The sequence below is a fragment of the Promicromonospora iranensis genome (genome assembly GCF_028994805.1).
GTDB classification, from domain to species: Bacteria; Actinomycetota; Actinomycetes; order Actinomycetales; family Cellulomonadaceae; genus Promicromonospora; species Promicromonospora iranensis.
On record NZ_JAJQQP010000019.1, the window covers coordinates 1 to 22,118 of the forward strand.

21 protein-coding genes and 1 rRNA gene are annotated in these 22,118 nt (G+C 74.1%); 7 read left to right on the forward strand and 15 right to left on the reverse strand.

Annotation, left to right across the window (positions count from 1 at the left end; genetic code table 11):
- Positions 1-189 precede the first annotated feature (189 nt).
- Both rrf and LUM46_RS25115 read left to right on the forward strand, forming a co-directional pair.
- A 5S ribosomal RNA gene (gene rrf, locus LUM46_RS25110) occupies positions 190-306 on the forward strand.
- Positions 307-447: 141 nt separating this feature from the next.
- Positions 448-1,704: an AGE family epimerase/isomerase gene (locus tag LUM46_RS25115; protein ID WP_274997940.1), complete on the forward strand. Its 1,257-nt coding sequence runs from the start codon at positions 448-450 to the stop codon at positions 1,702-1,704.
- An 18-nt stretch (positions 1,705-1,722) separates the two neighbouring features.
- Here LUM46_RS25115 and LUM46_RS26660 read toward each other — a convergent pair whose 3' ends face one another.
- Positions 1,723-3,798: an ABC transporter permease gene (locus tag LUM46_RS26660; RefSeq protein ID WP_310243048.1), complete on the reverse strand. Its 2,076-nt coding sequence runs from the start codon at positions 3,796-3,798 to the stop codon at positions 1,723-1,725.
- The gene (modA, locus tag LUM46_RS25130) at positions 3,795-4,592 is read right to left on the reverse strand and encodes a molybdate ABC transporter substrate-binding protein (protein WP_274997941.1); all 798 of its coding nucleotides are present in this window, start codon (positions 4,590-4,592) and stop codon (positions 3,795-3,797) included. Before modA ends, LUM46_RS26660 begins: the two co-directional genes overlap by 4 nt.
- A gap of 54 nt (positions 4,593-4,646) precedes the next feature.
- Here modA and LUM46_RS25135 point away from each other — a divergent pair, with 54 nt between their 5' ends.
- The 3 genes from LUM46_RS25135 (at position 4,647) to LUM46_RS25145 (ending at position 6,683) form a co-directional block, all read left to right on the forward strand.
- Positions 4,647-5,105 carry an RrF2 family transcriptional regulator gene (locus LUM46_RS25135; protein ID WP_274997943.1) on the forward strand — a complete coding sequence of 153 codons (459 nt, stop codon included), beginning with the start codon at positions 4,647-4,649 and terminating at the stop codon, positions 5,103-5,105.
- A gap of 148 nt (positions 5,106-5,253) precedes the next feature.
- Positions 5,254-6,189, forward strand: a complete 936-nt coding sequence (locus LUM46_RS25140) for a sulfite exporter TauE/SafE family protein (RefSeq protein ID WP_274997945.1) — start codon at positions 5,254-5,256, stop codon at positions 6,187-6,189.
- Entirely contained in the window at positions 6,186-6,683 is a 498-nt protein-coding gene (locus LUM46_RS25145; protein ID WP_274997947.1) for a MogA/MoaB family molybdenum cofactor biosynthesis protein, read from the forward strand. Before LUM46_RS25140 ends, LUM46_RS25145 begins: the two co-directional genes overlap by 4 nt.
- Positions 6,684-6,695: 12 nt before the next feature.
- Here the strand turns inward: LUM46_RS25145 and LUM46_RS25150 are convergent, their stop codons facing one another.
- Entirely contained in the window at positions 6,696-6,935 is a 240-nt protein-coding gene (locus tag LUM46_RS25150) for a MoaD/ThiS family protein (protein ID WP_274997948.1), read from the reverse strand.
- Positions 6,932-7,402 (reverse strand): cyclic pyranopterin monophosphate synthase MoaC, encoded by a 471-nt coding sequence (moaC, locus tag LUM46_RS25155; protein WP_274997949.1) that lies wholly within the window; start codon positions 7,400-7,402, stop codon positions 6,932-6,934. Before moaC ends, LUM46_RS25150 begins: the two co-directional genes overlap by 4 nt.
- A gap of 177 nt (positions 7,403-7,579) precedes the next feature.
- Between moaC and LUM46_RS25160 the strand changes: the two genes are divergently transcribed.
- A complete protein-coding gene (locus tag LUM46_RS25160) occupies positions 7,580-8,542 on the forward strand; it encodes a UDP-glucuronic acid decarboxylase family protein (protein ID WP_274997950.1) in 963 nt (320 codons plus the stop codon).
- Here the strand turns inward: LUM46_RS25160 and LUM46_RS25165 are convergent.
- The 10 genes from LUM46_RS25165 to LUM46_RS25215 form a co-directional block, all read right to left on the reverse strand.
- Positions 8,436-9,524, reverse strand: coding sequence for a glycosyltransferase family 9 protein (locus tag LUM46_RS25165; protein ID WP_274997951.1), 1,089 nt, complete (start codon positions 9,522-9,524; stop codon positions 8,436-8,438). The genes LUM46_RS25160 and LUM46_RS25165 overlap by 107 nt on opposite strands.
- Positions 9,525-9,549: 25 nt before the next feature.
- A complete protein-coding gene (locus tag LUM46_RS25170) occupies positions 9,550-10,305 on the reverse strand; it encodes an SDR family oxidoreductase (RefSeq protein ID WP_274997952.1) in 756 nt (251 codons plus the stop codon).
- Positions 10,302-11,837, reverse strand: a complete 1,536-nt coding sequence (locus tag LUM46_RS25175) for a PfkB family carbohydrate kinase (RefSeq protein WP_274997953.1) — start codon at positions 11,835-11,837, stop codon at positions 10,302-10,304. Before LUM46_RS25175 ends, LUM46_RS25170 begins: the two co-directional genes overlap by 4 nt.
- Positions 11,834-12,499, reverse strand: coding sequence for a D-sedoheptulose-7-phosphate isomerase (locus tag LUM46_RS25180; RefSeq protein WP_274997954.1), 666 nt, complete (start codon positions 12,497-12,499; stop codon positions 11,834-11,836). The genes LUM46_RS25175 and LUM46_RS25180 overlap by 4 nt, the downstream gene beginning before the upstream one ends.
- On the reverse strand, positions 12,496-13,794 hold the full coding sequence (locus tag LUM46_RS25185) for a glycosyltransferase (RefSeq protein ID WP_274997955.1): 1,299 nt from the start codon (positions 13,792-13,794) through the stop codon (positions 12,496-12,498). The genes LUM46_RS25180 and LUM46_RS25185 overlap by 4 nt, the downstream gene beginning before the upstream one ends.
- Positions 13,791-14,798, reverse strand: coding sequence for a glycosyltransferase family 4 protein (locus LUM46_RS25190; RefSeq protein ID WP_274997957.1), 1,008 nt, complete (start codon positions 14,796-14,798; stop codon positions 13,791-13,793). The genes LUM46_RS25185 and LUM46_RS25190 overlap by 4 nt, the downstream gene beginning before the upstream one ends.
- Positions 14,795-15,901, reverse strand: coding sequence for a glycosyltransferase family 9 protein (locus tag LUM46_RS25195; protein ID WP_274997959.1), 1,107 nt, complete (start codon positions 15,899-15,901; stop codon positions 14,795-14,797). The genes LUM46_RS25190 and LUM46_RS25195 overlap by 4 nt, the downstream gene beginning before the upstream one ends.
- On the reverse strand, positions 15,898-17,454 hold the full coding sequence (locus tag LUM46_RS26665; RefSeq protein WP_310243050.1) for an HAD-IIIA family hydrolase: 1,557 nt from the start codon (positions 17,452-17,454) through the stop codon (positions 15,898-15,900). Before LUM46_RS26665 ends, LUM46_RS25195 begins: the two co-directional genes overlap by 4 nt.
- Positions 17,451-19,124 (reverse strand): carbamoyltransferase family protein, encoded by a 1,674-nt coding sequence (locus LUM46_RS25210; RefSeq protein WP_274997961.1) that lies wholly within the window; start codon positions 19,122-19,124, stop codon positions 17,451-17,453. The genes LUM46_RS26665 and LUM46_RS25210 overlap by 4 nt, the downstream gene beginning before the upstream one ends.
- Before the next feature lie 131 nt (positions 19,125-19,255).
- Positions 19,256-20,677 carry an FAD-dependent oxidoreductase gene (locus LUM46_RS25215; protein WP_274997962.1) on the reverse strand — a complete coding sequence of 474 codons (1,422 nt, stop codon included), beginning with the start codon at positions 20,675-20,677 and terminating at the stop codon, positions 19,256-19,258.
- A gap of 272 nt (positions 20,678-20,949) precedes the next feature.
- On the opposite strand from LUM46_RS25215, the gene LUM46_RS25220 reads away from it, so the two are divergent.
- Positions 20,950-21,741, forward strand: a complete 792-nt coding sequence (locus LUM46_RS25220) for a PAS and ANTAR domain-containing protein (RefSeq protein ID WP_274997964.1) — start codon at positions 20,950-20,952, stop codon at positions 21,739-21,741.
- 59 nt (positions 21,742-21,800) lie between these two features.
- Here the strand turns inward: LUM46_RS25220 and LUM46_RS25225 are convergent, their stop codons facing one another.
- Positions 21,801-22,082: a DUF4235 domain-containing protein gene (locus tag LUM46_RS25225; protein ID WP_274997966.1), complete on the reverse strand. Its 282-nt coding sequence runs from the start codon at positions 22,080-22,082 to the stop codon at positions 21,801-21,803.
- Between the last annotated feature and the right edge of the window lie 36 nt (positions 22,083-22,118).

Below are 22,118 nucleotides of genomic sequence, written 5' to 3' on the forward strand. Positions count from 1 at the left end.
GGTACTAACTGCCGATAACTTCACAACATAACAACACATCTAATAAGTTCTCTTTGATTGTTACGCGTCCACTATGCGGTTCCCGAGTCACGGGCGCCACACCCACCACCCACCCACTGTCGGGCCCCGTTCCACGGGGTTCTGACAGGCCGGGCAGGGTCTGGTCGGGTGTTGCCTTCTCGATAGCGTTACGGTGGTCATAGCGTGGGGGAAACGCCCGGTCCCATTCCGAACCCGGAAGCTCAGCCCTACAGCGCCGATGGTACTGCCCTGGAGACGGGGTGGGAGAGTAGGACGCCGCCGGACAACCATTCCCAGCAGGGGGTGGAACCAGCACAACCCACACGGGTGGTGCTGGTTCCACCCCCTGACTGCATTCCCCCACCATGGCCGGCCGTACTCTGGGCAACTTGCCGTGGACACAGCGCCCGCGGTTATCGTGGCCGTGTGAACGCAGACGCAACCCGCACCGGCGCGGGCTCGACCAGCTCCCAGCCCGCAAGCACCGCTGACTCCGCATGGCGCAGGGACCACTTCGTCTCGCTGCTGCGTTTCGCTGAAGGGTCTGTCCGTGAGGACGGGGCAGCTTGTTGGCTCGATGACCACGGACGGCCCGACAGCTCGCATCCCGTGGAGACGTGGATCACCTCCCGTATGGCGCACACCTTCGCGGTGGGGCACCTGTTGGGAGTGAGCGGAGCGGGTGAGTACGCGGCGCGCGCCATCAGTGGTCTGCAGAACGTGCTCGCCGACCCGGAGTTCGGCGGTTGGCTGGCGGCCCGTGGTGAGGGCGACGAGCTGGTCGGTACCAAGGAGGCGTATGCGCATGCCTTCGTGGTACTTGCCGCCTCGACCGGCAAGGTCGCTGGCATCACCGGTGCATCCGAGCTGCTCACCAAGGCGCTTGCCGTGCTGGACGCGCGATTCTGGGACCCGGAGCAGGAGCTGCACGTGGACGAGCGGTCACGAGACTGGTCGTCGACGTCGGACTACCGCGGAGTGAACGCGAACATGCACTCCGTCGAGGCACTTCTGGCGGCGCACGCCGCGACCGGGGACGGGCTCTGGCTCGGGCGGGCTGCATCCATCGGCGATCGAGTGGTGAGCTGGGCGAAGTCGAACGGGTGGCGGATCCCCGAGCATTTCGACACAGCGTGGAATCCGCTCCTCGAGTACAACGCGGACCGGCCGCACGACCCGTTCAAGCCGTACGGCGCGACTCCCGGGCACGGGCTCGAGTGGTCGCGGCTGCTGCTGCAGATCGACGCCGAGTCCGGAACTCCGGGTCGCCGGACCGGGGCTGCGGTCGCGCTGTTCGACCGTGCGGTCGCCGACGGCTGGGACGGCGAGGGCGGCGGCTTCGTCTACACCACTGACTGGTCAGGCACGCCTGTCGAGGCGCGTCGCTTCCACTGGGTGGCGGCGGAGGCGGTCGCCACCGCACAGGTGCTGGCGCGCGTCACCGGCGAGGCGCGCTACGCCGAGCTCGAGGCCGAATGGTGGGCCTGGATCCGAGCACATCTCATCGACACCGAGCACGGCTCCTGGCACCACGAGCTCGACACGGAGAACCGTCCGTCGGGTCGCACGTGGGTCGGCAAGCCGGACGTCTACCACGCTGCCCAGGCCGTCATCCTGCCGGAGCTGCCACTGACCGGGTCGTTCGCTGCCTCGGCACAGCGGGCGGGCCACATCCTGGGCTGACGCCGCGACCGACGACTGCTAGCGGTGCAGGACGGTCACCTCGGCGGCCTTCACCACGAACCAGAGGCGCTCCGCGGGCACGGCGCCGAGCTCGGCGACGGCGGCGGGAGTCAGGTCTGCCGCTATCTGCTCCGGGCCCGCGCCGGGGAGGTCGGCGACGGCCCAGACCCGCAGGAGCGGGCCGTGCGGCTCGATCCCGGTCAGCACCACCGCAAAGGCATTGCGTGGACTGCCGCCCGGCGGGTCCCTGTACACCGAGACCGAGCGTGGTTCGAAGAGGGCGACGGCTTCGGCGTCTGCTTCGAGCGTGTCCTCCGTCGTTCCGTGCACGTCGCCGAACGCGGTGGTCAGCACGGCGGCCCACACCTCGGCAGCGCCACCCTCGGGTCCGCTCTCGACCCCGGCCGCTGCGTCCCCCACCGCCGCCCTGCTCGCCGTCGTGTCCCGCACCGCAACAACCCGGCCCACCAGCAGGTTCACCCCGGCGAAACGTCCACCGAACGCTGAACGCGGCCGTGCGAGCACCTCCGCTGTCGGCCCGTCCTCGACGACGCGGCCGTCCTCGAGGACGACGACACGGTCGGCGAGCTGGGCGACGTCCAGCAGGTCGTGCGTGACGAGCAGCGTCGTGCGAGGTGCTGCCCGCTGCGCCGCCTGCAGGAGCAGACGGGCATGCTGGGCGGCCCCCACGTCGAGCGCGGAGAACGGCTCGTCGATCAGCAGCACGTCCGGGTCGGTGGCCAGCGCCCGGGCGATCGCCACGCGCTGCGCCTGACCGCCGGAGAGCTCGTGCGGGCGCCGTCCGGCGAGGTGCGCGGCGCCGACGTCGGACAGGAGGGCGCGCGCGAACGGGCGTGCCGCGGCCCGGGGAGTGCCACGGGAGACCGGGCCGAAGGCCACGTTGTCGGTGACGGACAGGTGCCGCAGCAGCAGCGCGCGCTGCCCGAGCCAGCCGACGCGGCGGTCGCGTGGTGGCGTGGTGGACACGCGGGGGCCCGCGAGCACACGGTCTCCGATGGTCACCGCGACGTCCCCGCTGCGGTCGCCGAGTCCGGCGACGGCCTGGAGCAACGTCGACTTGCCCGCCCCGTTCGGGCCCAGGACGGCGACCACCTCGCCCGCGGGGACGTCGAGAGAGATGTCGACACCCCGTCCGGGCACGCGGACACGCACGACCAGCGGGACCGGCGGCCGGCCGCCCGCTCCGGACGCAGTCGTCCCTGACGCAGTCACCCCGGGCACGGTTGCGTCGGTACCGGTCCCGCCAGGCACGGGGCCGGACGGCGGTCCGTCGGGCCGCTGGGCCCCGGGGAGCTCCGGGACCTGGGGGAACCATGGACCGTACGCCGCGACGATGATCGCGAGTGCCACCACCACGAGCACCAGGGAGAGCGCGACGGCGGCGTCGGGATCGGACGAACGCTGCAGGTAGATCTCGAGCGGCAGGGTCTGGGTCACGCCCTGGAGGGCACCGGCGAACGTGATCGTCGCCCCGAACTCACCGAGCGCCCTGGCGAAGGCCAGGACCGTTCCCGAGACGAGCGCCGGCGCGAGCGCGGGCAGCGTCACCCGCAGCAGCACACGGGTGGGTCGCGCGCCGAGCGTCGCGGCGACGTCCTCGTACGCCGTGTCATGGGACCGGAGCGCCCCGTCCAGCGTCAGGACCAGGAACGGCAGGGCCACGAACGCCTGCGCGAGCACCACTGCCGCCGTCGTGAACGGGACGCGGACCCCGATGACCTCGAGCACACCGCCCAGCAGCCCGCTGCGCCCCAGCAGGGTGAGCAGCGCGAGACCGCCCACCACGGGCGGCAGCACCAGGGGGAGCAGGAGCAGCGCGCGCACCACCCGACGCCCCGGGAACGACGCCCGGGCCAGCACCAGCGCCAGCGGCACACCGAGCACGACGCACAGGATCGTCGCGACGACCGCGGTGCGGAGGGACAGCCAGAGCGCGTCGCGCGCACCGGGAGACGTCAGCAGCGGCCAGAGCGAGCCGACGTCGACGCGCGTGAGCAGCGATGCGACAGGCAGGACCACCAGCAGCGCGCCGAGCGCCGCCGGGAGGACCGCCCACCGCGGCAGGCCGTTCACGGCGTGCCGAACCCCGCCTCCGACAGCGCCGACCGACCCTCTGTACCCGTGAGGAGGGCTACCCACTCGTCGGCCAGGTCGGGGGCGGGCGGGTCGGAGAGCGTTGCGACGGGGTACCGGTTGACGACGTCGGCGGCCTCCGGGGTGGGGACCGTCTCGACGTCCTCCGGCTCCGTGGCGGCGTCGGTGGCGTAGACGAGGCCGGCGTCCGCCTCGCCGAGGGACACCTTGGCCAGCACGTCCGTCACGCTCGGCTCCTCGCTCACCGTGTGCGGGGTGACGTCGGCGGCGTCGGTCACCGCGGCGGCGGCACGTCCGCACGGCACCTCCGGCGCGCAGAGCACCACGTCGACATCGCGTCGTCCCAGGTCGGCAAGGCTCTCGACGCGCGCGGGATTGCCGGTGGGCACCACGATCGTGAGCACGTTGGTGGCGAAGACGGCGGGCGAGGCGACGAGGCCGGCATCGGTCAGGCGGGCCATGGTGGGCTCGTCCGCGGTGGCGACGACGTCGGCGGGGGCGCCCGCCTCGATCTGGTCGGCGAGGTCGGACGACCCGCCGAACGACAGCTTCACGTCCACGCCGGGGTGTGCGCTCTCGAAGGTGGTCTCGAGGGCGGCGAAGGGCTCGCGCAGCGAGGCGGCTGCCAGCACGGTCAGCGTCTCGCCGCCGGGCGCCGGGGCGCACCCGGCCAGGACCAGGCCGGCCCCCAGGCAGGAGCCCAGAGCGGCGGCGGCGCGCGGTGCGAACACCTGGCGGCGGACGCCGACGGGCAACCTCACGAGTCTCGACACGGTGCCGAGGTTATCCCGGCACACCCCGCACGACGTACAGGAGAGAATGGGTCCATGAGGATCTCCGCACGAGCCGACTACGCCGTCCGGGCAGCCGCCGAGCTGGCGGCGACCGACCACGACGGGCCCGTCCGCGCCGAGGCTCTGGCCCGCGCACAGGACATCCCGCACCGCTTCCTCGAGGGGATCCTGAGCGATCTGCGCCGCGACGGTCTCGTCACGAGCCACCGTGGCGCGGGCGGGGGCTACCGGCTGGCGCGCGCTGCCGACGCGATCACCATCGCCGACGTGGTGCGGGCCGTCGACGGGCCGCTGGTCTTCGTCCGTGGCAACCGGCCGTCCGACCTGGAGTTCCAGGGTCCAGCCGCCCCCCTGCTCCACGTGTGGGTGGCGCTCCGTGCCAACGTGCGCGCCGTGCTGGAGGCGGTCTCGCTCGCTGACCTGGTGTCCGGCACGCTGCCGGACGACGTTCGTGCCCTGACGCAGGGCGAGTCGGCCTGGGCCAACTCCTGACGAACCGCAGGACCTCCGGGCCCTTTGAGCATGGCCACTTATCCGACCTTTAAGATACTGCTTGTTTCCGACCGGATTGGGCGGATACTCTGTCCGGGCCGTCCTCGTGCGGCCTGTGCCGCATCCTCGGACCTGGAAGGTCACCACCATGAAGACCCTCATCCTGCTGGCGCTCGTCGGCCTCGGTGCGCAGCTCGTGGACGGCAGTCTGGGCATGGCCTACGGCGTGACCTCCACCACGCTGTTGCTGGCCATCGGCACCAACCCCGCTGCGGCGTCGGCCACGGTGCACCTCGCCGAGATCGGCACCACGCTCGCCTCCGGTGCCTCGCACTGGCGGTTCGGCAACGTGGACTGGAAGGTCGTGGCCCGTATCGGTATCCCGGGTGCGATCGGCGCGTTCGCGGGAGCCACGTTCCTGTCGTCGCTCTCCACCGCGATCGCCGCGCCGGTGATGTCGCTGATCCTGCTGACGCTCGGCCTCTACGTGCTGCTCCGGTTCACCGTGCAGGGCCTGCCGGCGCGCTCGGACAAGCCGCTGCGCCGCCGGTTCCTCACCCCGCTCGGCCTGGTGGCCGGGTTCATGGACGCCACCGGTGGCGGCGGCTGGGGCCCCGTGGGCACACCCGCGATCCTGGCGAGCGGCCGCATGGAGCCCCGCAAGGTGATCGGCTCGATCGACACCAGCGAGTTCTTCGTCGCTGTCGCGGCGAGCGTCGGGTTCTTCGTCGGCCTCAGCGGCGAGGGCATCGACTACACCTGGGTGCTCGCCCTGCTCATCGGCGGCCTGATCGCGGCCCCGATCGCCGCCTGGCTGGTCCGCCTGGTGCCACCGCGCGTCCTCGGCTCGCTCGTGGGCGGCGTCATCATCCTGACGAACTCCCGCACCCTGCTCAACAGCGACTGGATCGCCGCGGGTGACGGCGTGAAGATCGCCGTGTACGTGGTGGTCTGCCTCGGCTGGGCCAGCGCCGTCGCCTGGTCCGTGCGCGCCTACCGCCGGGACAGGGCGGCGGAGGCAGCCGCACCCCAGGAGGCCGAGGCCACGCCTCGGGAGCCGGAGACCGATAGCGTGTCGGTATGACGTCCGACCAGGTCGCGGTGATCACCGTCTCCGACCGTTGTGCACGCGGCGAGTCCGAGGACCGGTCCGGACCGACGGCGGTGTCGCTCCTGGAGCAGGCGGGGCTCACCGACGTGCGCAGCCACCTGGTGCCCGACGGCGTCGAGACGGTCCGGGACGTGCTGCGCACCGCACTCGACGAGGGTGCCCGGCTGGTGATCACCACCGGCGGTACGGGGATCGCCCCGCGCGACCTCACGCCCGAGGGCACGCGCGAGGTGCTCGACTACGAGATCCCCGGGATCGCCGAGGCGGTCCGCCAGCAAGGCATCGCGGCGGGGGTGGCCACCGCCGCGCTCTCCCGCGGGCTGGCGGGGCTCGCCACCGCCGCGGACGGCGGCCGCGCCCTCGTGGTGAACCTCCCCGGCTCGTCCGGCGGGGTGCGCGACGGGCTCCAGGTGGTGCTCACGCTCTGGCCGCACGTCCGTTCCCAGCTGGTGGGCGGCGACCACTGACAGCCAAGCGCGTCAGCCGCCTGCGAAGGGGGGGAGCACGTCTATCGTGACGTCGTCCGGGATCTCTGCCTCGTCCGATGTCGCCCGGGCGCCCGCGACCAGCAGCGCGCACTTCGGCAGCACTGCGGCCAGGCCCGGGTGCGCGGCGGTCAGGCGGTCGCGGAGGGCGGCGACCGTCGTCGGGCGGTCGAGGCGTTCGGTGGCGACCCCGGCCGCCTCGCGGGCGCCGGCGAAGTAGCGGACGGTGATCATTCGGGACGCGTCCAGTCGCCCGACTTGCCGCCCGTCTTGCGCTCCAGACGTACGTCCGCGAGCGAGACCGACTTGTCGAGGCCCTTGACCATGTCGACCACGGCGAGGCCGGCCACGGCGACTGCGGTGAGCGCCTCCATCTCGACCCCCGTACGGTCCGCGGTGCGTACGGTCGCGGTGATGGCGACGCCGTCGTCGGTCACCGCGAGGTCCACTGCCGCGCCGTGCACGCCGATCACGTGCGCCAGCGGCAGCAGCTCCGGCGTCCTCTTGGCGGCGGCGATACCGGCTATGCGGGCGACCGCCAGCACGTCGCCCTTGGGCACCGCGCCGTCGCGCAGCGCCCGCACGACGTCGGGGCCGCACCGGACGGTGCCCGATGCCGTGGCGGAGCGGATCGTCGGCTGCTTGGCGGTGACGTCGACCATGCGGGCCTGGCCGCGGTCGTCAAGGTGCGTGAAGCTCACGGGACCAGGGTGTCATGTCCCGAGCGCTGTCGGAGCGCCCCTCCGTGCTCGGCTGCGAGTGAACCGGCCCCGGTGCACCGTAGAACGGTGCGGTCGAGACCAGGCTGCGGGAGCTTGGCGAGAGGACGATCCCATGCGCAGCGACAGCTGGACACCGTGCCCCGGCGAGGCCCCACGATGAGGGTCGTCGTCACAGGTGGTGCCGGGTTCGTGGGCAGCAGGGTGTGCGAGGTACTCCTGGGTACCGGCGCCGAGGTGGTGTGTCTCGACAACCTCCTGACGGGCGCCCCGGACAACGTCGGCGCCCTGCGCGGGCACCCGGCGTTCCGCTTCGAGCAGTGCGACGTCACCGAGGGCTTCGACTCGCGTGCGGTCCGGGCCGCGCTGCGGCCCGGTGTCGACCTGGTGCTGCACCTCGCCTCCCCGGCGTCGCCCGTCGACTACCTGGAGCACCCGATAGAGACGCTCGACGCCGGCTCCCGTGGCACACGCGCCGCGCTCGACCTGGCGGGCGAGCACGGCGCGCGCCTCGTCCTCGCCTCGACCTCGGAGGTGTACGGCGATCCACAGGTTCATCCACAGACCGAGGAGTACTGGGGAAACGTGAGCAGCGTCGGCCCCCGGAGCGTCTATGACGAGTCCAAGCGGTTCGGTGAGGCACTGACCGCCGGGTACCGGCGCGCCCTCGGGACCGACACGGGCATCGTCCGGATCTTCAACACGTACGGCCCCCGCATGCGGGAGCACGACGGACGCGTGGTACCTACCTTCATCCGGCAGGCGCTCGCGGACGAGCCGCTCACCGTCGCGGGTGACGGCAGCCAGACGCGGTCGCTCTGCTACGTCGACGACCTGGTGGAGGGCCTGCTGGCGTTCGCGCGCAGCGGGCACCCCGGCCCGATGAACCTCGGTAACCCGCACGAGCTCACGGTCCTTCAGATCGCCGAGGACGTGATCCGGGCGACGGGCTCGCGGTCACGGATCGAGTACGTCGAGCGGCCTGTCGACGACCCGGGGATGCGCTGCCCGGACATCACCCTGGCGCGGACGGAGCTGGGCTGGGAGCCGCGTGTCGGCTGGACGGACGGTCTGACCCGGACGGTGTCGTGGTTCCGTTCCCGGTCGCAGGGGGCTGCGTGAGCGCGGACTCGCACGCCGCGACCACCTCGTCCACCGGCACCTGAGCGAGCGCCGGGTCCAGCCGGCCCGCGTTCGGGTCCCGCGGTGGAGCGTCCGGGTCGCCGTGCCAGATGACGAGGTGCCGGGGCAGGTCGATCATCGGCCCCCACAGCGCGGGCGGCGTCGGCCCGAACAGGGTGACCGACGGCGTGCCGTACGCGGTCGCGAGGTGCGCCACGCCCGTGTCCCCGCTCACGAGCAGCCGGGCCGTGGACACCAGGTCGGCCAGCGCGGGCAGGCCGAGCCGGCCCGAGGCGTCGCGCACCGCGTCGCCCGCGTCCGCCTCGAGCCGCACCCGGGCGCAGAGGCCGCGCTCGGCCTCCGACCCGGTCAGGACGACGTCGTGACCCTGCGCCGCGAGCGCGTGCACGACCCGCGCCCAGCGGGCGGCGGGCCAGCGGCGGGCCTCGGCGGCGGCGCCCGGGTGGACGAGCACCGCACCCCGGCCACCCTGCTGCGCCCCGGTGCTCTCCTGCCCTCGTCCGCCCGGCGGGTCCAGCGGGCCGAGGCGGAGGTCCTCCGGCTCGCAGTGCCCGCCCACGCTCCGCACGAGCCGGCACCAGCGCAGCACCTCGTGCTCGTTCTCGTCCCAGTCGGGCCCGATGTGGCCGGCGTCGGTGTTGTCGAAGGCGAGCAGCGCGTCCGGCCGGGTCGCCTGCAGCACGCGGTGGCTCTCCGGCCCACGCCCGTGCAGGTTCACCGCGAGGCACCCGGGGGCGTCCTGGGCACCGCCCGGGCCCGCCCAGGGCCAGGGGAGCCGGGTCAGCCCCTGGGCCGGCAGGACCGCGTCCACTATCCCGTGGTCGGCCAGCCACTGGCCGAGGGGTCGGGGTGCGGCGAGCACCACCCGGTGTCCGGGCCATGCTCGCCGCACCCCACGGAGCGCGGCCACGCCGGTCAGCGCGTCGCCGAGCCCGAGCGCCCGCAGGACGAGGACGGTCATGACGGGCTCCCGGTGGCCCGCCCGGTCACGGCCATGACGCCTCGCCCGACGCCATGACGAGCATCTCGCGGATCTCGCTGCCCGGCGGCTGCGTCAGCGCCGTCACCACGGCGGCGGCCGTGGCGGCCGGGTCGTTCAGGTCGGCATCCGGGCCCGGCTTGTACTGCTCGGTGCGGCCGTCGAAGAACGGCGTCCGCATGCCACCGGGGATCAGGCACGTCACGCCTACCCGGCCCGCGTACTCCGCGGCGAGGGCCTGGGTGAACCCGCGGATGCCCCACTTCGACGCGCAGTACGCCGTCGCGTCGCCGGCGCCGCGCAGGGCGAGCGTGGAGGCGACGGTCACCACCGTGCCGCGCCGCTCCTCGAGGTAGGGAAGCACGGCCCGGACCACTGCCACGGTGCCGAGCAGGTTGACGCGGATCACGCGCTCCCAGTCCTCCGCGGCGATGTCGAGCAGCGGGCCGCACGCGTCGATCCCGGCGGCGGTCACCACCGCGTCGGGTGGTCCCACCTGCTCCACCAGCGAGTCGACGGCGGCCTGTGCCGCGCCCGGCTCGCCGAGGTCGGCGGCCGCGAACGGCACGTCGGCGGACGGCTCGGCCACGTCGAGGACCGCCGGGGTGCCGCCGGCGGCGGCCAGGACGTCGACGAGTGCCGCGCCGAGCCCGGACGAGCCGCCGGTGACGAACACCGTGCCGACCGACCGCGGCGCGAGCGGGGACGATGCGGGAGCGGGTGCGGTGGATGACTGGGTGGTGTCTGTGGTGGTTGCGGTCATGATGACCTCCTCAGGGTCGACGGGATCGAGGACGACAGGGGTTCGGCCGCCCGGACCTGGCTGAAGAGCCCGGTCGTGGAGCGGCCCGGGAGATAGGGCAGGGTGACCACGCGCCCTCCGTAGGAGCGGACGACCGAGGCCTCGGGCAGGTCGGACCACGTGTAGTCGCCGCCCTTGGCCCAGATGTCGGGGCGGAGCGCGGACACGGCGGCGGACGGCTCGTCGTCGTCCATCACGACGGCGGCGTCGACGCTCGCGAGGCTCTCCAGGACGCGGAGCCGGTCGGCCAGGGGCACCACCGGTCGCTCGGGCCCCTTGAGGTGCCGCACCGACCGGTCGGAGTTGACCAGCACCACCAGGTGCTCGCCCAGCTGCCGCGCGGCGTCGAGCATCGTGACGTGGCCGGCGTGCAGCAGGTCGAAGCACCCGCTCGTCGCGACCAGCACACCGCCCGCCGCACGCATCCGCGCGCCGAGCTCCTCCAGGGACGCCGGGCTGCTCTGCTCGACGGGCTGTCGAGCGGCCGTTCGGGCGCGGCGGAAGCCGTCGGCGCCCCCGGACGCGACCCAGGCGCTCGCGGCGACCACACCTTCCCGGACGGCGGTGGTGGCCTCGTCCCCGCGGGCCAGCCGGTCCGTCACCGTCGCGGCGAACCGGTCGCCGGCGCCGCAGGGGTCGGGACCGTGGGCGGGTTCGGTGGGCAGGTGCCGGATGACACCAGGGGCGTCGTCGGTGCTGCCGTCGTCGTCGGCCGGCCGGGTGGCGACGAAGGCGCCGCGGTCACCGGCGGTGACGCTGACCGCTCGCACGTCCCAGGCCCTGCGCAGCACGTCGGCCACCCCCGGGACCCCGGTGTCGGCTTCCGCGGGCGGCAGCGGAAGCTGCCGCGCCGCCCGTTCGGCCTCCGCGGCGTTCGGCGTGACGAGTGCCGCCCCGGGGACGGGCTCACCACCCCGCGGGTGCGGGTCCCAGACGAGCGGTACGCGCGCCGCCGACTCGGCGAGGACCTCCCGCAGCAGCGGCTCCTGGGTGACACCGCCGCCGTAGTCGGCGACGAGGACGGCGTCGCAGCCCGTGAGGGCGTCGCGCACGCGTTCGGCGGTCGCCTGGTTCACGCCGAGCGGGGTGCCCGGTCCGCCGTCGTCGAGGCGGACCAGCCCCTGTCCGGAGCTGCGCACGCGCGTCTTGCGGCGGGTCGGACCGTCGTGGCGGAGCGGGACGACGGTGACGTCGGAGAGCTGTCGGCGCAGCTCCTGGCCGTCCGCGTCGTCGGCGATCGGTGCGACGAGGACGACGTCGGCTCGCTGTGCGCACAGCAGGGCGGCGAGCCCCGCACCTCCTGGGCTCTGGCGGACCTCCGACACGTCGACGACGGGTACGGGGGCGTCGGGGGCCAGCCGGGTGACCGACCCGTCGACGTCGCGGTCGAGCAGGATGTCGCCGACGACGGCGACCCGCGGCCGGCCGCCGTCCCCGGGGGGTTCGGCCTGCTTGCGCGAGAGATCGCCGACGGGGGTGCCGTTCCCGGTCATGCGCTCGCCCCTGCCGTGCGCGACCTGGTCCGGCGGACCTCTGTGCCGCCGGCGGCGATGTGGGCGTCGAGCACCGCGCACAGGGTGTGTGCGACGACGAGGTGGATCTCCTGCACCGCGGACGTGGAGACCGACGGGACGGTGAGCGCGTCGTCGCACAGTGCCGCGAGCGGGTTGGGTGCGCGGCCGGTGAGCGCCCAGGTGGTGAGCCCCAGCTCGCGGGCCCGCCGGGCGGCGACGAGCACGTTGGCGCTCGCCCCGGACGTCGACAGACAGAGCAGCACGTCGCCAGGCCTGCCGTGCGCCGCGACCTGCCGGGCGAACATCTCGTCCTGGCCGTAGTCGTTGACGATCGCGCTGAGGCTGGAGGTCTCGGCGTGCAGGGCGATCGCCGCGAGCGGGACACGTTCGCCCTCGAAGCGGCCGACAAGTTCCGCGGTCAGGTGCTGGGCCTCCGCGGCGCTGCCGCCGTTGCCTGCGACGAGCAGGCGCTGGCCGGAGACCAGCCGTTCGGCGAGGTCCTGTCCCCACGCCTCGATGCGGCCGAAGCTGGCGCTCAGGTGGTCGAGGCCGGTCAACAGGTCGGCACGGTGCTGGCGGAGCCAGGTCCGGCCGCTGGAGGAGGGCTGGAGGGCGGTCGGACGGACGGGCTGCGAACTCATCGGTTACCTCCTGCAGAAACCAGCGGAGCGTCCGTCGCGGACCACTGCGGCAGCGGCGTGCGTGCGGACGAGGAACTGACGACCTCGGCGTAGGCCTCGGCCGTCTGCCGGGCCACGGAGACCCAGCCGTACTGGCGCTCCGCGCGGACGCGGGCGGCGGCACCGAGGCGGAGCCGGAACCGGCGGTCCGCCAGCCGCAGCAACGCGTCGGCGACGGCGGCGGGGTCACGCGGCGGCACGAGCAGTCCGGTGCGCTCGTGCGCCACCGTGTCGAGCATGCCCCCGACCGCCGACGCGATGACCGGCAGACCGCACGCCGCGGCCTCCAGCGGGACTATCCCGAACGGCTCGTACCAGGGCGTGCACGCCACCACGTCGGCGCTGCGGAGCAGCTCCGGGACCTCCTCGTGCGACACAGCGCCGAGGAACCGCACCCGGTCCGCGACGCCCAGCCGCTCGGCCTGGGCACGCAGGCGGCGCACCTCGGGGTCGCGGTCGAGCTCGCCGAGGGGCGGTCCGCCCGCGACCAGCAGCTCCACCGGGGGACCGTGCCTACCGAGCCGGGCGAGCGCCTCGACGACGGTCGCGACGCCCTTGCGCTCCACGAGCCTGCCCAGGGAGAGCAGGCGCAAGGGCCGGCCGTCGTCCGCGTGCTGCGCCCGGGCCGCGCCCGGCGTGAACACACCGAGGTCGACGCCGCAGGGCACCACGCGGACCCGGTCGTCCGACGCGCCCAGCTCCCGCAGCTCGCGCACCTCGTCCTGACATGTGGCGATCACCAGGTCCACATCCGCGCACAGGGACTTCTCCAGGGAGATCCGCGCGGTGGGGCTGGTGTCGGCGGCGCCCTGGTACCGGCGTTTGACCGAGCCCAGCGCGTGGAACGTCTGGACCACCGGCACGGCGGGCAGGTGCCCGTCGTCCGATCGGCGGGTGGCTCGCAGCGCGGCCAGGCCCGACATCCAGAAGTGGGCGTGCAGCACGTCCGGCCGCACCCCGGGGTCGGTGAAGCGGGCCGCGAGGTCGTCGCCGAACTGGTTCATCCAGCGCAGCAGCTCGTCCTTCGGCAGCCGTTCGGGCGGGCCCGCGTCGACGTGCACGACGTCGACGCCTTCCGTGAGCGGTACCCGCTCCGGGACCGCCGGGTCGTCCCGCCGCGTGTAGACGTCGACGGTGTGACCGTCCGCGGCGAGCCGCTGGGCCAGCGCCGCGACGTGGACGTTCTGTCCACCGGCGTCCGCTTCGCCGAGTACGGCGAGCGGGCTGGCGTGCTCCGAGATCATGCCGATCTTCATGGCGACACCTCCTGTGTCAGCAGCGTGGTCCAGCGGTCGAGGAACCGGTCGAGGGGGTAGTGGGTGAGGACGTGCTCGCGGGCGACCTTGCCGTGGGCGGCGGCCTCCGACGGGTCGGCGAGCCAGCGGCGGGCTACCGCCGCGAGCTCGTCCGGGTCGGCGCTGAGCACGCCGGCCTCGGGCGGGACCGCCGCATAGGCGGCGGTGACCGGCAGGGCCAGGACGGGCAGGCCGAGGGCCATGGCCTCCAGGAGCGCGAGCCCCAGACTCGTCCACCGGTAGGGGTGCAGGTAGACGCGGGCTCCCGCCAGGCGGTCGTGCAGCTCCGCCTGCGGCAGGTCGTAGAGGCGGTCGGCGGCTCCCGCCGCCGTCGGGCCCAGGGGGGAGAGGTGCTCGGCCAGCAGCGCGGTCCCCATCCCGTACACCTCGGCCGGCGCCTGGCGGGCGACCTGCAGCAGCACGTCCGTGCCCGCGGCTCGCCACCGGCGCACCGGTTCGTTCACGACCGCCGCGACGCGCTCGCGCTCTCCCGTGTAGCGGTGGCCCGGGTCGGGGATGCCGTGCTCGATCACCGCGGTGCGCGCCGGGCCGGTGTCCCACATGAGGGCGTTGAACTGGGTCACGTGCACGATGGGGACGTGCCCCTCGGCCGCGACGTCGACGTCGGCCAGGGGATGCCGTGTGGCGGCGGCGGGCCCGCCCGGGGCGTCGTGCTCCAGATACACGGTCGGCACGTCCCGCCCCGCGCGGCGTCCGGTCCACTCCCGCAGGAGCCGGGCCTCGTGCGGCCGCTGGAGCACGACGGCGTCCACCCCCTCGTCGTCGAACGCCCGGCGGAGCTCCGCGGGTCCCAGCTCCCGCACCGACGCCGGCCAGTCCCAGGTCTGCGCCCGTCCGCGCCCGTCGGCGGGCCGGTCGGGGAGCACCGGCACCAGGTACTCGTGCTCGCCCTGGACGAAGGCCGTGGTCCACGAACCGTGCACGTGCCACAGGAGGACTCTCATGAGGACCACCCCTCGGCGTGGCTCCCGCCGGTCGGGGCCGGCGCGCGGGGCGGTTGGCGCGTGAGCCGCGTGACGGCGTCGGACACCTGTTCCGGCGTGACCGATGCGAGGCAGGGGTGGCCCGGCACCGGGCAGGTGCGGGCCCGCGTGCCGCGGCACACCGCGCCCTGGTCGCCGAGCACGAGCCGGGGCACCCCGTAGGGGGCCCACCGGTCCGCGGGGACGACAGGAGCGAACAGGCTGACCACCGGCGTGCCGACCGCGGCGGCCAGGTGGGCGGGACCGGTGTTCCCGACGACCGCGCAGGCGGCCGACTCGAGGACGGCGCCCAGCTGGGCCAGGTCGGTCAGCCCGCCCAGGTCGGTGGCGTGGCCGCCGGCCACGTAGGCGGTGAGGTCGCGTTCCGAGGGGGACCCGGTCACGAGAACGTCCCAACCATCACGTGCGAGGCGCGCCGCGATGGCCCGGGCGTGCTCGGGCAGCGGCGCCCGGGCGGGTACCGATGCCCCCGGGTGGAGCACCACCGAACGCTGCCGCCAGGTGCCCCCGACGCCGAGGGTGTGCTCGGCCGGCTCCGGCACGGCAGGCAGCGGACGGCGGACGGCGAGCAGCCCGTCGTCCTCCACCGGCAGCCGGGCCCCGGCCCGCTCGGCGAGGTCGAGGGCTGCCTCTACCTCGTGCAGTCCCGGCGGGCGCTTGTGCCGGACGTCGAGCAGCGAGCCGGGGTAGTCCTCGCTCACCGCGACGATCCTGCGCACGCCACCGAGGCGGGCGAGCAGTGCCATCGGGAGCGGTGACTGGTGGAACGACGTGAAGATCACCGCGAGCTGGTAGCGGCGTGCGACCAGGCCCGCAACGAGGTCGAGCACTGCTTCGGCCGAGACCGGAGGCGGCTCGGTGCCGGACCACGGCGCGTCGAACCGGAGGATCTCGGTCACACCGGGCAACAGCTCGGCCGCCTGCAGGCCGGAGCTGGAGACCAGGAGGTCCACCTGGTCGTAGGTAGCGGCCAGCGCGCGCACGGCGGGGCCGGTCAGGAGCAGGTCCCCGTCGCTGTCGAGCCGGATCGCCAGCACGCGGACAGAGCGTTCCGCGGAGGTCATAGCAGCATCACCACCTCATCGAGAGTGGCGGCCACGACGGGAGCGGCGGACAGCTCCTCCCGTCTGGTCACCTCGGTCGGCACGAGGACGCCGCGTGCACCGGACGCCACGGCGGCGCCCACGTCCGAGCCGATGTCTCCGACCACCGCGCACTCCGCCGGGAGCACGCCGAGCACCGCCGCCGCCCGGAGCACGAGGCCCGGATCCGGCTTGCGGCACGTGCACTCGTCCTCGGGCCGGTGCGGGCAGCGCTGCCAGGTGTCGAACGGGCCCAGCAGCCGGCGGACCCGCTCGTCCACGGCGTCCACCTGGGCGCTCGTGAGCAGCCCGCGCCCGATGGCCGACTGGTTCGAGACCACGCCGACCCGTACGCCGCCGGCCCGTAGCCCGTCCAGCACCCGCCGGGCGCCGGGCATCGGCACGACCGCGTCGGGGTCGCCGTTGTAGGGGACGTCGCGGACGAGCGTGCCGTCCCGGTCGAACAGCACGGCGCGAACGGGCGGCGGCCAGGCAGGCACCCGCCCGCCGAGCCCTCCTCGCCACGTCCACGCACCGCGCGCGCGGTGGGCGACCGCAAAGAACGGGATCAGCGTGCTCGTCACGAGCATGCGGCGCAGCTCGGGGCCGTAGCCCTCGTCGCCGGGCCGTGGTCCGGGGCCGATCCGCTGCGCGGCGAACGCCGCGGTGAGGCCCGCCCACGCGGTCCCGGCGAGGGCGGCGATCGTGCCGGCCGCGCGAGGCGCCCGCGTACCGGGCACGGCGGCGGCCACACCACCACCGAGCGCCGTCAGACCGGCCGCGACCGTCGCCACGTGCCAGGGCAGCCGGCCCCGGCCGGCTCCGGTGAGCCGGCGCCAGTCGCGGCCGTGCAGAGTGCGCAGCAGCGCGTCGTCCGCGTTGCCGGCCTGGGCCCGGACGCTTGCCAGGTTCCCGGCCGGCCGGACGGGATGTTCCACGAACCGGACGCCGTGCTCGAGGTCCCAGCCGGCGTCGCGGACGCGCAGCGCGAGGTCGGCGTCCTCCCGGTACGCGCGGGGGAAGCGTTCGTCGAAGCCGCTCACCGCCTCCAGCGCGGCCCGGCGGTAGACCATGTCGGCGGTCGCCCAGGCCGCCGTCTCCAGTCCGGCGGTGTTGCGTTCGAGGTCGGTCGGGGGCCGGTGGTTCGGCAGCGGCACCACGATCCGGCCCTGTACACCGGCGACGTCGGGGCCGGCCGCCGTCAGGTCCTGCTCCAGGGCGGCGGCCCAGCGCTCCGGCACCACCACGTCGTCGTCCAGGAAGGCCACCCACTCCGTCCGGACGGTGCGCCACCCGGCGTTGCGGGCGGCGGCGGGGCCGCGCCCGCCGGTGCGGACCACCCGCACGCCAGGGACCGGATCGGGTCCGAGGTCGAGGGGAGCGTTCCCGCCGTCGTCCGGGAACGCCCGGTCGTCGACCACCACGACGTCGAGCGGCCGAGGGCCGCGCGCACAGGCGACGCGCACCGAGTCCAGCAGCGCGCGCAGCTGCGGACGGCCGATCGTCGGGACGACTATCGAGTACGACGGAGTCACGCGGCACCTCCGGACTGCCGCTCGGACAGGAAGAGGTCCGCGCGCCGGACGAGGTGGGGACCCAGGACCAGGAGGTCGACGGGCGCGGAGCCGAAGAGCTCGAGCGCGTCGCGGGGGGTGTCCACCATGGGGCGGCCCGCGGTGTTGAGGCTGGTGTTCACCACCACCGGCAGCCCGGTGCGCGCCCGGAACGCCCTGAGCATCGACTGGAGGCGCGGCTGCGCGTCGTCCACCGTCTGGATGCGGGCGGTGCCGTCCACGTGGACGGTCGCGGGGATCCGGTCGCGCCATGCGGGGGCGACGTCGTGGACGAACAGCATGTAGGGGCTGGGGACGGGACCGCCCGAGAAGATCTCGGGGGCGTCCTCCAGGAGCACCATCGGCGCGACCGGGCGGAACTGCTCACGGCCCTTGACCACGTTCAGGCGCTCCGTGTTGGCCCGCGTACCGGGGTGCGCGAGCAGCGAGCGCTGGCCGAGGGCCCGCGGCCCGAACTCGGAGCGGCCGTCGAACCAGGCGACGATCCCGTCGTCGGCCAGCACGCCGGCCACCTGGTCCGGGAGGTCGGCGGGGGTCGTGAACGGCACACGCGCCGTGCGCAGCGCGTCCGCCAGCTCGTCGTCGGACCACTCGCGGCCCAGTGCCGCCGAAGCCATGGGCACGGTGGGCACGCCCGCCTCCGCCGTGAGCTGCAGGGCCGCGCCGAGAGCCGTGCCCGAGTCACCCGCGGCGGGCTGGACCCAGACGTGCTCGAACGGGGTCTCCCGCCAGATCCGGGAGTTGGCCACGCAGTTCAGCGCAGTGCCGCCGGCCAGGGTCAGCGCGGTGTCGCCGGTCCGCTCGTGCAGCGCCGTGGCGAGCTCGACGAGCAGCTCCTCCAGCCGCGCCTGGACTGACGCCGCGAGGTCCGCCTGGTCGGGAGGCAGGCCGCCTGCGCCGCTGGGTTCCTGGATGGTGCCGGGCTCCGCCGGAGCCGCCCATCGCGACCAGTCGGGGGCCTCGGCCACGAACCCGCCCTCCGGCGTGGTCCGGAGCAGCTCCCGCAGCTCGGGCAGGAACCGCGGCCGGCCGTACGACGCGAGCGCCATCACCTTGTACTCGTCGCTGGACCGCAGGAAGCCGAGGTGCTCGGTCAGGGACTCGTACACGAGGCCGAGGGAGTGCGGCAGCTCCTGGCTCGCCAGCACCTCGAGCTGCCCGCCGTCGTACCGGCCCGCCAGGTAGGAGGACCGCTCGCCGCGGCCGTCGAGGGACATGACGCTGCACGTGGAGAACGGGGAGGCGAGCGCCGCCGACGCGGCGTGCGCCACCTCGTGCGGCACGAAGCGGACGGCGGCCGGGCTCAGCCCGGGCAGCGCGGTGGCGATGAACTGCGGTACCCGCTCGGCGTACAGCTGCCGCAGCCAGTCCCACGGGTCGGGCAGGCTCATCTCGTCGGACGGCTTGGCGAGGGCCGGGTCGAACGAGTACGCGACGGCGTCCAGGTCCTCCGGCGCGAGCCCGCCGACGTCGAGACACCACCGCATCGCCTGCTCCGGTAGCTCCCAGGCCGCGAACGGGACGGGACGCTTGCCGTGCTTGCGCCGGGTGAACCGCTCTTCCTCGGCTGCGGCAAGCACGTGGCCGTCCACGACGAGGGCGGCCGACGGGTCATGGAAGAGAGCATTCACGCCAAGAACTCGCACAGTGACCTCCACGGATGGTCGTCACCGGGCTTCTTCCGGTGGTTCTACGTTCTCCGGGTGCCGGAGCACTCGCATCTCGAACCGCTTCTCGGCGGGCCGGTGGATATTCGCACTGCTCAGTGACGTGCGAGGTCCTCGGTGGCGGGGCCTTCGAGCAGCGTCCCGTCCGGCCCGAACCGCGAGCCGTGCACGGGGCAGTCCCAGGACTGCTCCTGGTCGTTCCACCGCACGACGCCGCCGAGGTGCGGGCAGATCCGGGAGACACGCGGGGCGCCTGGCCGCTCTCCGGAGGGACGGGTGGCCGCGCAGGCCCAGTCCCTGGTCTGCACGCCGAACGTGGCGGCGGTGCTCGTTCTCGGCGCTGGTCGGCGGGCCCACGGTTCGAACGTGGGGCCCCACTCGACGGGATCCCCGAGGATGCGGCCGGCGAGCGCGAGGCCGGCCGCCGCACCGTTCGTGAGGCCCCACTTGGCGTAGCCGGTGGCCACCAGCACGCGGTCGTCACCCGGCACGGCCGGCCCGACGAGCGGTAGGTCGGTGTCGCTGGTGTAGTCCTGGGCCGCCCACGCGTGCCGGGGAAGGTCGACCGGGAAGTGGACACGGGTCCACTCGTCGAGCACGGCCAGCCGCCGGGCAGGGTCCCGCTCCCGTCCGACGGTATAGCCCTCGCCGCCCACCATGAGCAGCCCGTCGGCCATCCGGAGCGAGCGGACCGGGGATCCGGCGGTGATCGACATGGTCTCGGTGAAGCCCGGCGGCAGCGCCGTCGGGTCGGTGACCTCCCACGTGGTGAGCAGGCTCCGGCCGGCCTCCAGCCGAAGGAACAGGCCACCCAGGCGGCCGGGCGGGGTGCCGGTGGCCAGCACCACCCGATCGGCGAGCACGGTGCCGTGGGTGGTGCGCAGCGCGACGCCGGAGCGGGCCCGACGCACCTGCCGGACCCGGACGCCGTCGTACACCGGCACGCCCCGGGACCGGAGGCGGGCGCGCAACGCGGAGAGCATGCGCAACGGGTCGACCTGGGCCTGTCCCGGCAGGCGCACCGCGCCGTAGGACCGCACGGGATACGGCGGGTCCTCCTCCCACTGGGCAGCGAGTCCCTGGCGCGCGCAGGTCGCGAGCACGGCGTCGACGTCGGCCACCTCCTCGGGGGTGGACGCGACGGTCAGGTCGTCGCGGTTCTCGACCGGCACGTTCAGGTCGTCGAGAGTGCGGCGCAGCCACCCGAGGCCCGCGAAGTTGGCCGCGAGGTAGTCCTGCACCACCTCGTCGCCGTACCGCGCGATGCGCGCGAGCCGGGTGCCCTGCAGCACCGAGAGCTTGCCCGTCGAACGGGCGGTGGTGGTGGCGCGTGCGCCGTCGGCGTCGAGCACCACGACGTGGGCGCCGCCGTCGGCGAGCAGCTGAGCCGTCACGACACCGGTGAGCCCTGCGCCCACCACGGCCACGTCGGTGCGTAGCGGGCCGGGGGCCATGATCTCTGGTGTACCCGCGCCGGTGTCTCCCGGGTCCGTCGCGGCAAAGGGTGTCTCGCTCACGGTGCACCTCCGGTGGTCGGTCCGTGCCGGTCGGGCCCTTGCGGGCCGGCTCGTCCCAGGCTGGCACGGAGGTCCGGTACTCGCAGCGTCCCGCTCGTGCCGGGCGGTGCGCCGCGGGGAAGGGCGCGGGAACGCCTGCTGCGCAAGGCCCAGGGAAAGCGTGCGGAAAAAGTAGGGCAGCGGGGGCTGTCGAAGTGAGCGAACCGCTTTACAATCAAGGCTGCGGAGTCATGAAGCGGCTCCTGGTCCGCTGTGGATCCGGGAGGTACAAAATGCCCCCTTTCAAGCAGCCCAGGCTCAGCGTCGTGGACGGCGCCGGCGGCGACACGGCTACGGAGTCACCGAGCTTCTCGGCGGGTGACCTGGCGCATGCTCTCGGTCTGGGGACCAACCTTCTTGTCGGTCGCTACCGGGTCGATCTGATGACGGGCACCTGGTGGTGGTCCGACGAGCTCTACACGATGCACGGGTGGAAGCGGCACGAGGTCGAGCCGAGCCTCGAGGCGCTCCGTTCCCGCAAGCATCCCGACGACCGGGTCCGCGTGGTGCGGGCCGCCGCCGAAGCCCTGCGGCTCGGCCGACCGTTCGCCTGCGCGCACCGGATCGTGGACCGGAAGGGCCGCACCCGTTCGGTGGTCGTCATCGGCCAGGGCTGGCGCGGTGGCCCTGACCGGTCGCCGGAGCTGGTCGGGTACGTCGTGGACGTCACGCCGGTCCAGCGGGAGGCGCTGACGCGACGGTCCACCGGTGTCGTGACCCGGGCCTTCGTCAGCCAGGCCGTGATCGAGCAGGCCAAGGGCATCATCATCGCGGTACGCGGCGTGGACGAGGAGACAGCCGGTCAGCTGCTGCTCGACGCCGCGGGCCGGGCGGGCATCCCGCTGCGGCTGGCAGCCGACCAGGTGATGGCCCGGCTGCGGGCGGACACCGAGCAGAAGGGCGTCACGCAGGCAGCGCTCACGCGCGCGCTCGAAGGTGTCGAGCCGGTGGGCCGGCCCCGTGGGCACGACCCGCTGCTCACCCGGCGGCCGCGCAAGGCGCCCGCGCGCGACACGTCCGGCTGAGCGTTCGGCGGGGTGCCTGGCCGGACGTCCGGCCGGGCACCCCGCCGGCGCGGGGTCTTCTAGTGCGCCGTGCGGCGGGCGGCGAGCCGCAGGGCGGCCTTCGACGCGCCCTTCGCCGCCATGCGCTTGGCGAACACCGCCGTGCCGGCGGCGACCGCAGCGAACACGGTGGCCTGCACCAGGTCCAGCTCCGGGTCGTCCGCCTTGTTCGGTGCGTCGTTGCCGGTCACGCCTTTCCAGATCATGCTGACCGCCTTTTGCGCGACCCAGCCGGCCGCGAGCATCAGGGCAAGAGTGCCGACCTTCTCAGCGAGTGTCTGTTCCGTCTCAATCTGGGCCACGTCTACACCGTAGCCCTCTCCGGGCCAGTAGGCTGG

Coding starts and splice junctions, on each gene's coding strand:
- LUM46_RS25135 (WP_274997943.1), top strand. CDS start 4,647: ATGAGGATCTCCGCACGAGCCGACTACGCCGTCCGGGCAGCCGCCGAG.
- LUM46_RS25140 (WP_274997945.1), top strand. CDS start 5,254: ATGAAGACCCTCATCCTGCTGGCGCTCGTCGGCCTCGGTGCGCAGCTC.
- LUM46_RS25145 (WP_274997947.1), top strand. CDS start 6,186: ATGACGTCCGACCAGGTCGCGGTGATCACCGTCTCCGACCGTTGTGCA.
- LUM46_RS25150 (WP_274997948.1), bottom strand. CDS start 6,935: ATGATCACCGTCCGCTACTTCGCCGGCGCCCGCGAGGCGGCCGGGGTC.
- LUM46_RS25160 (WP_274997950.1), top strand. CDS start 7,580: ATGAGGGTCGTCGTCACAGGTGGTGCCGGGTTCGTGGGCAGCAGGGTG.
- LUM46_RS25165 (WP_274997951.1), bottom strand. CDS start 9,524: ATGACCGTCCTCGTCCTGCGGGCGCTCGGGCTCGGCGACGCGCTGACC.
- LUM46_RS25170 (WP_274997952.1), bottom strand. CDS start 10,305: ATGACCGCAACCACCACAGACACCACCCAGTCATCCACCGCACCCGCT.
- LUM46_RS25175 (WP_274997953.1), bottom strand. CDS start 11,837: ATGACCGGGAACGGCACCCCCGTCGGCGATCTCTCGCGCAAGCAGGCC.
- LUM46_RS25180 (WP_274997954.1), bottom strand. CDS start 12,499: ATGAGTTCGCAGCCCGTCCGTCCGACCGCCCTCCAGCCCTCCTCCAGC.
- LUM46_RS25185 (WP_274997955.1), bottom strand. CDS start 13,794: ATGAAGATCGGCATGATCTCGGAGCACGCCAGCCCGCTCGCCGTACTC.
- LUM46_RS25190 (WP_274997957.1), bottom strand. CDS start 14,798: ATGAGAGTCCTCCTGTGGCACGTGCACGGTTCGTGGACCACGGCCTTC.
- LUM46_RS25195 (WP_274997959.1), bottom strand. CDS start 15,901: ATGACCTCCGCGGAACGCTCTGTCCGCGTGCTGGCGATCCGGCTCGAC.
- LUM46_RS25220 (WP_274997964.1), top strand. CDS start 20,950: ATGCCCCCTTTCAAGCAGCCCAGGCTCAGCGTCGTGGACGGCGCCGGC.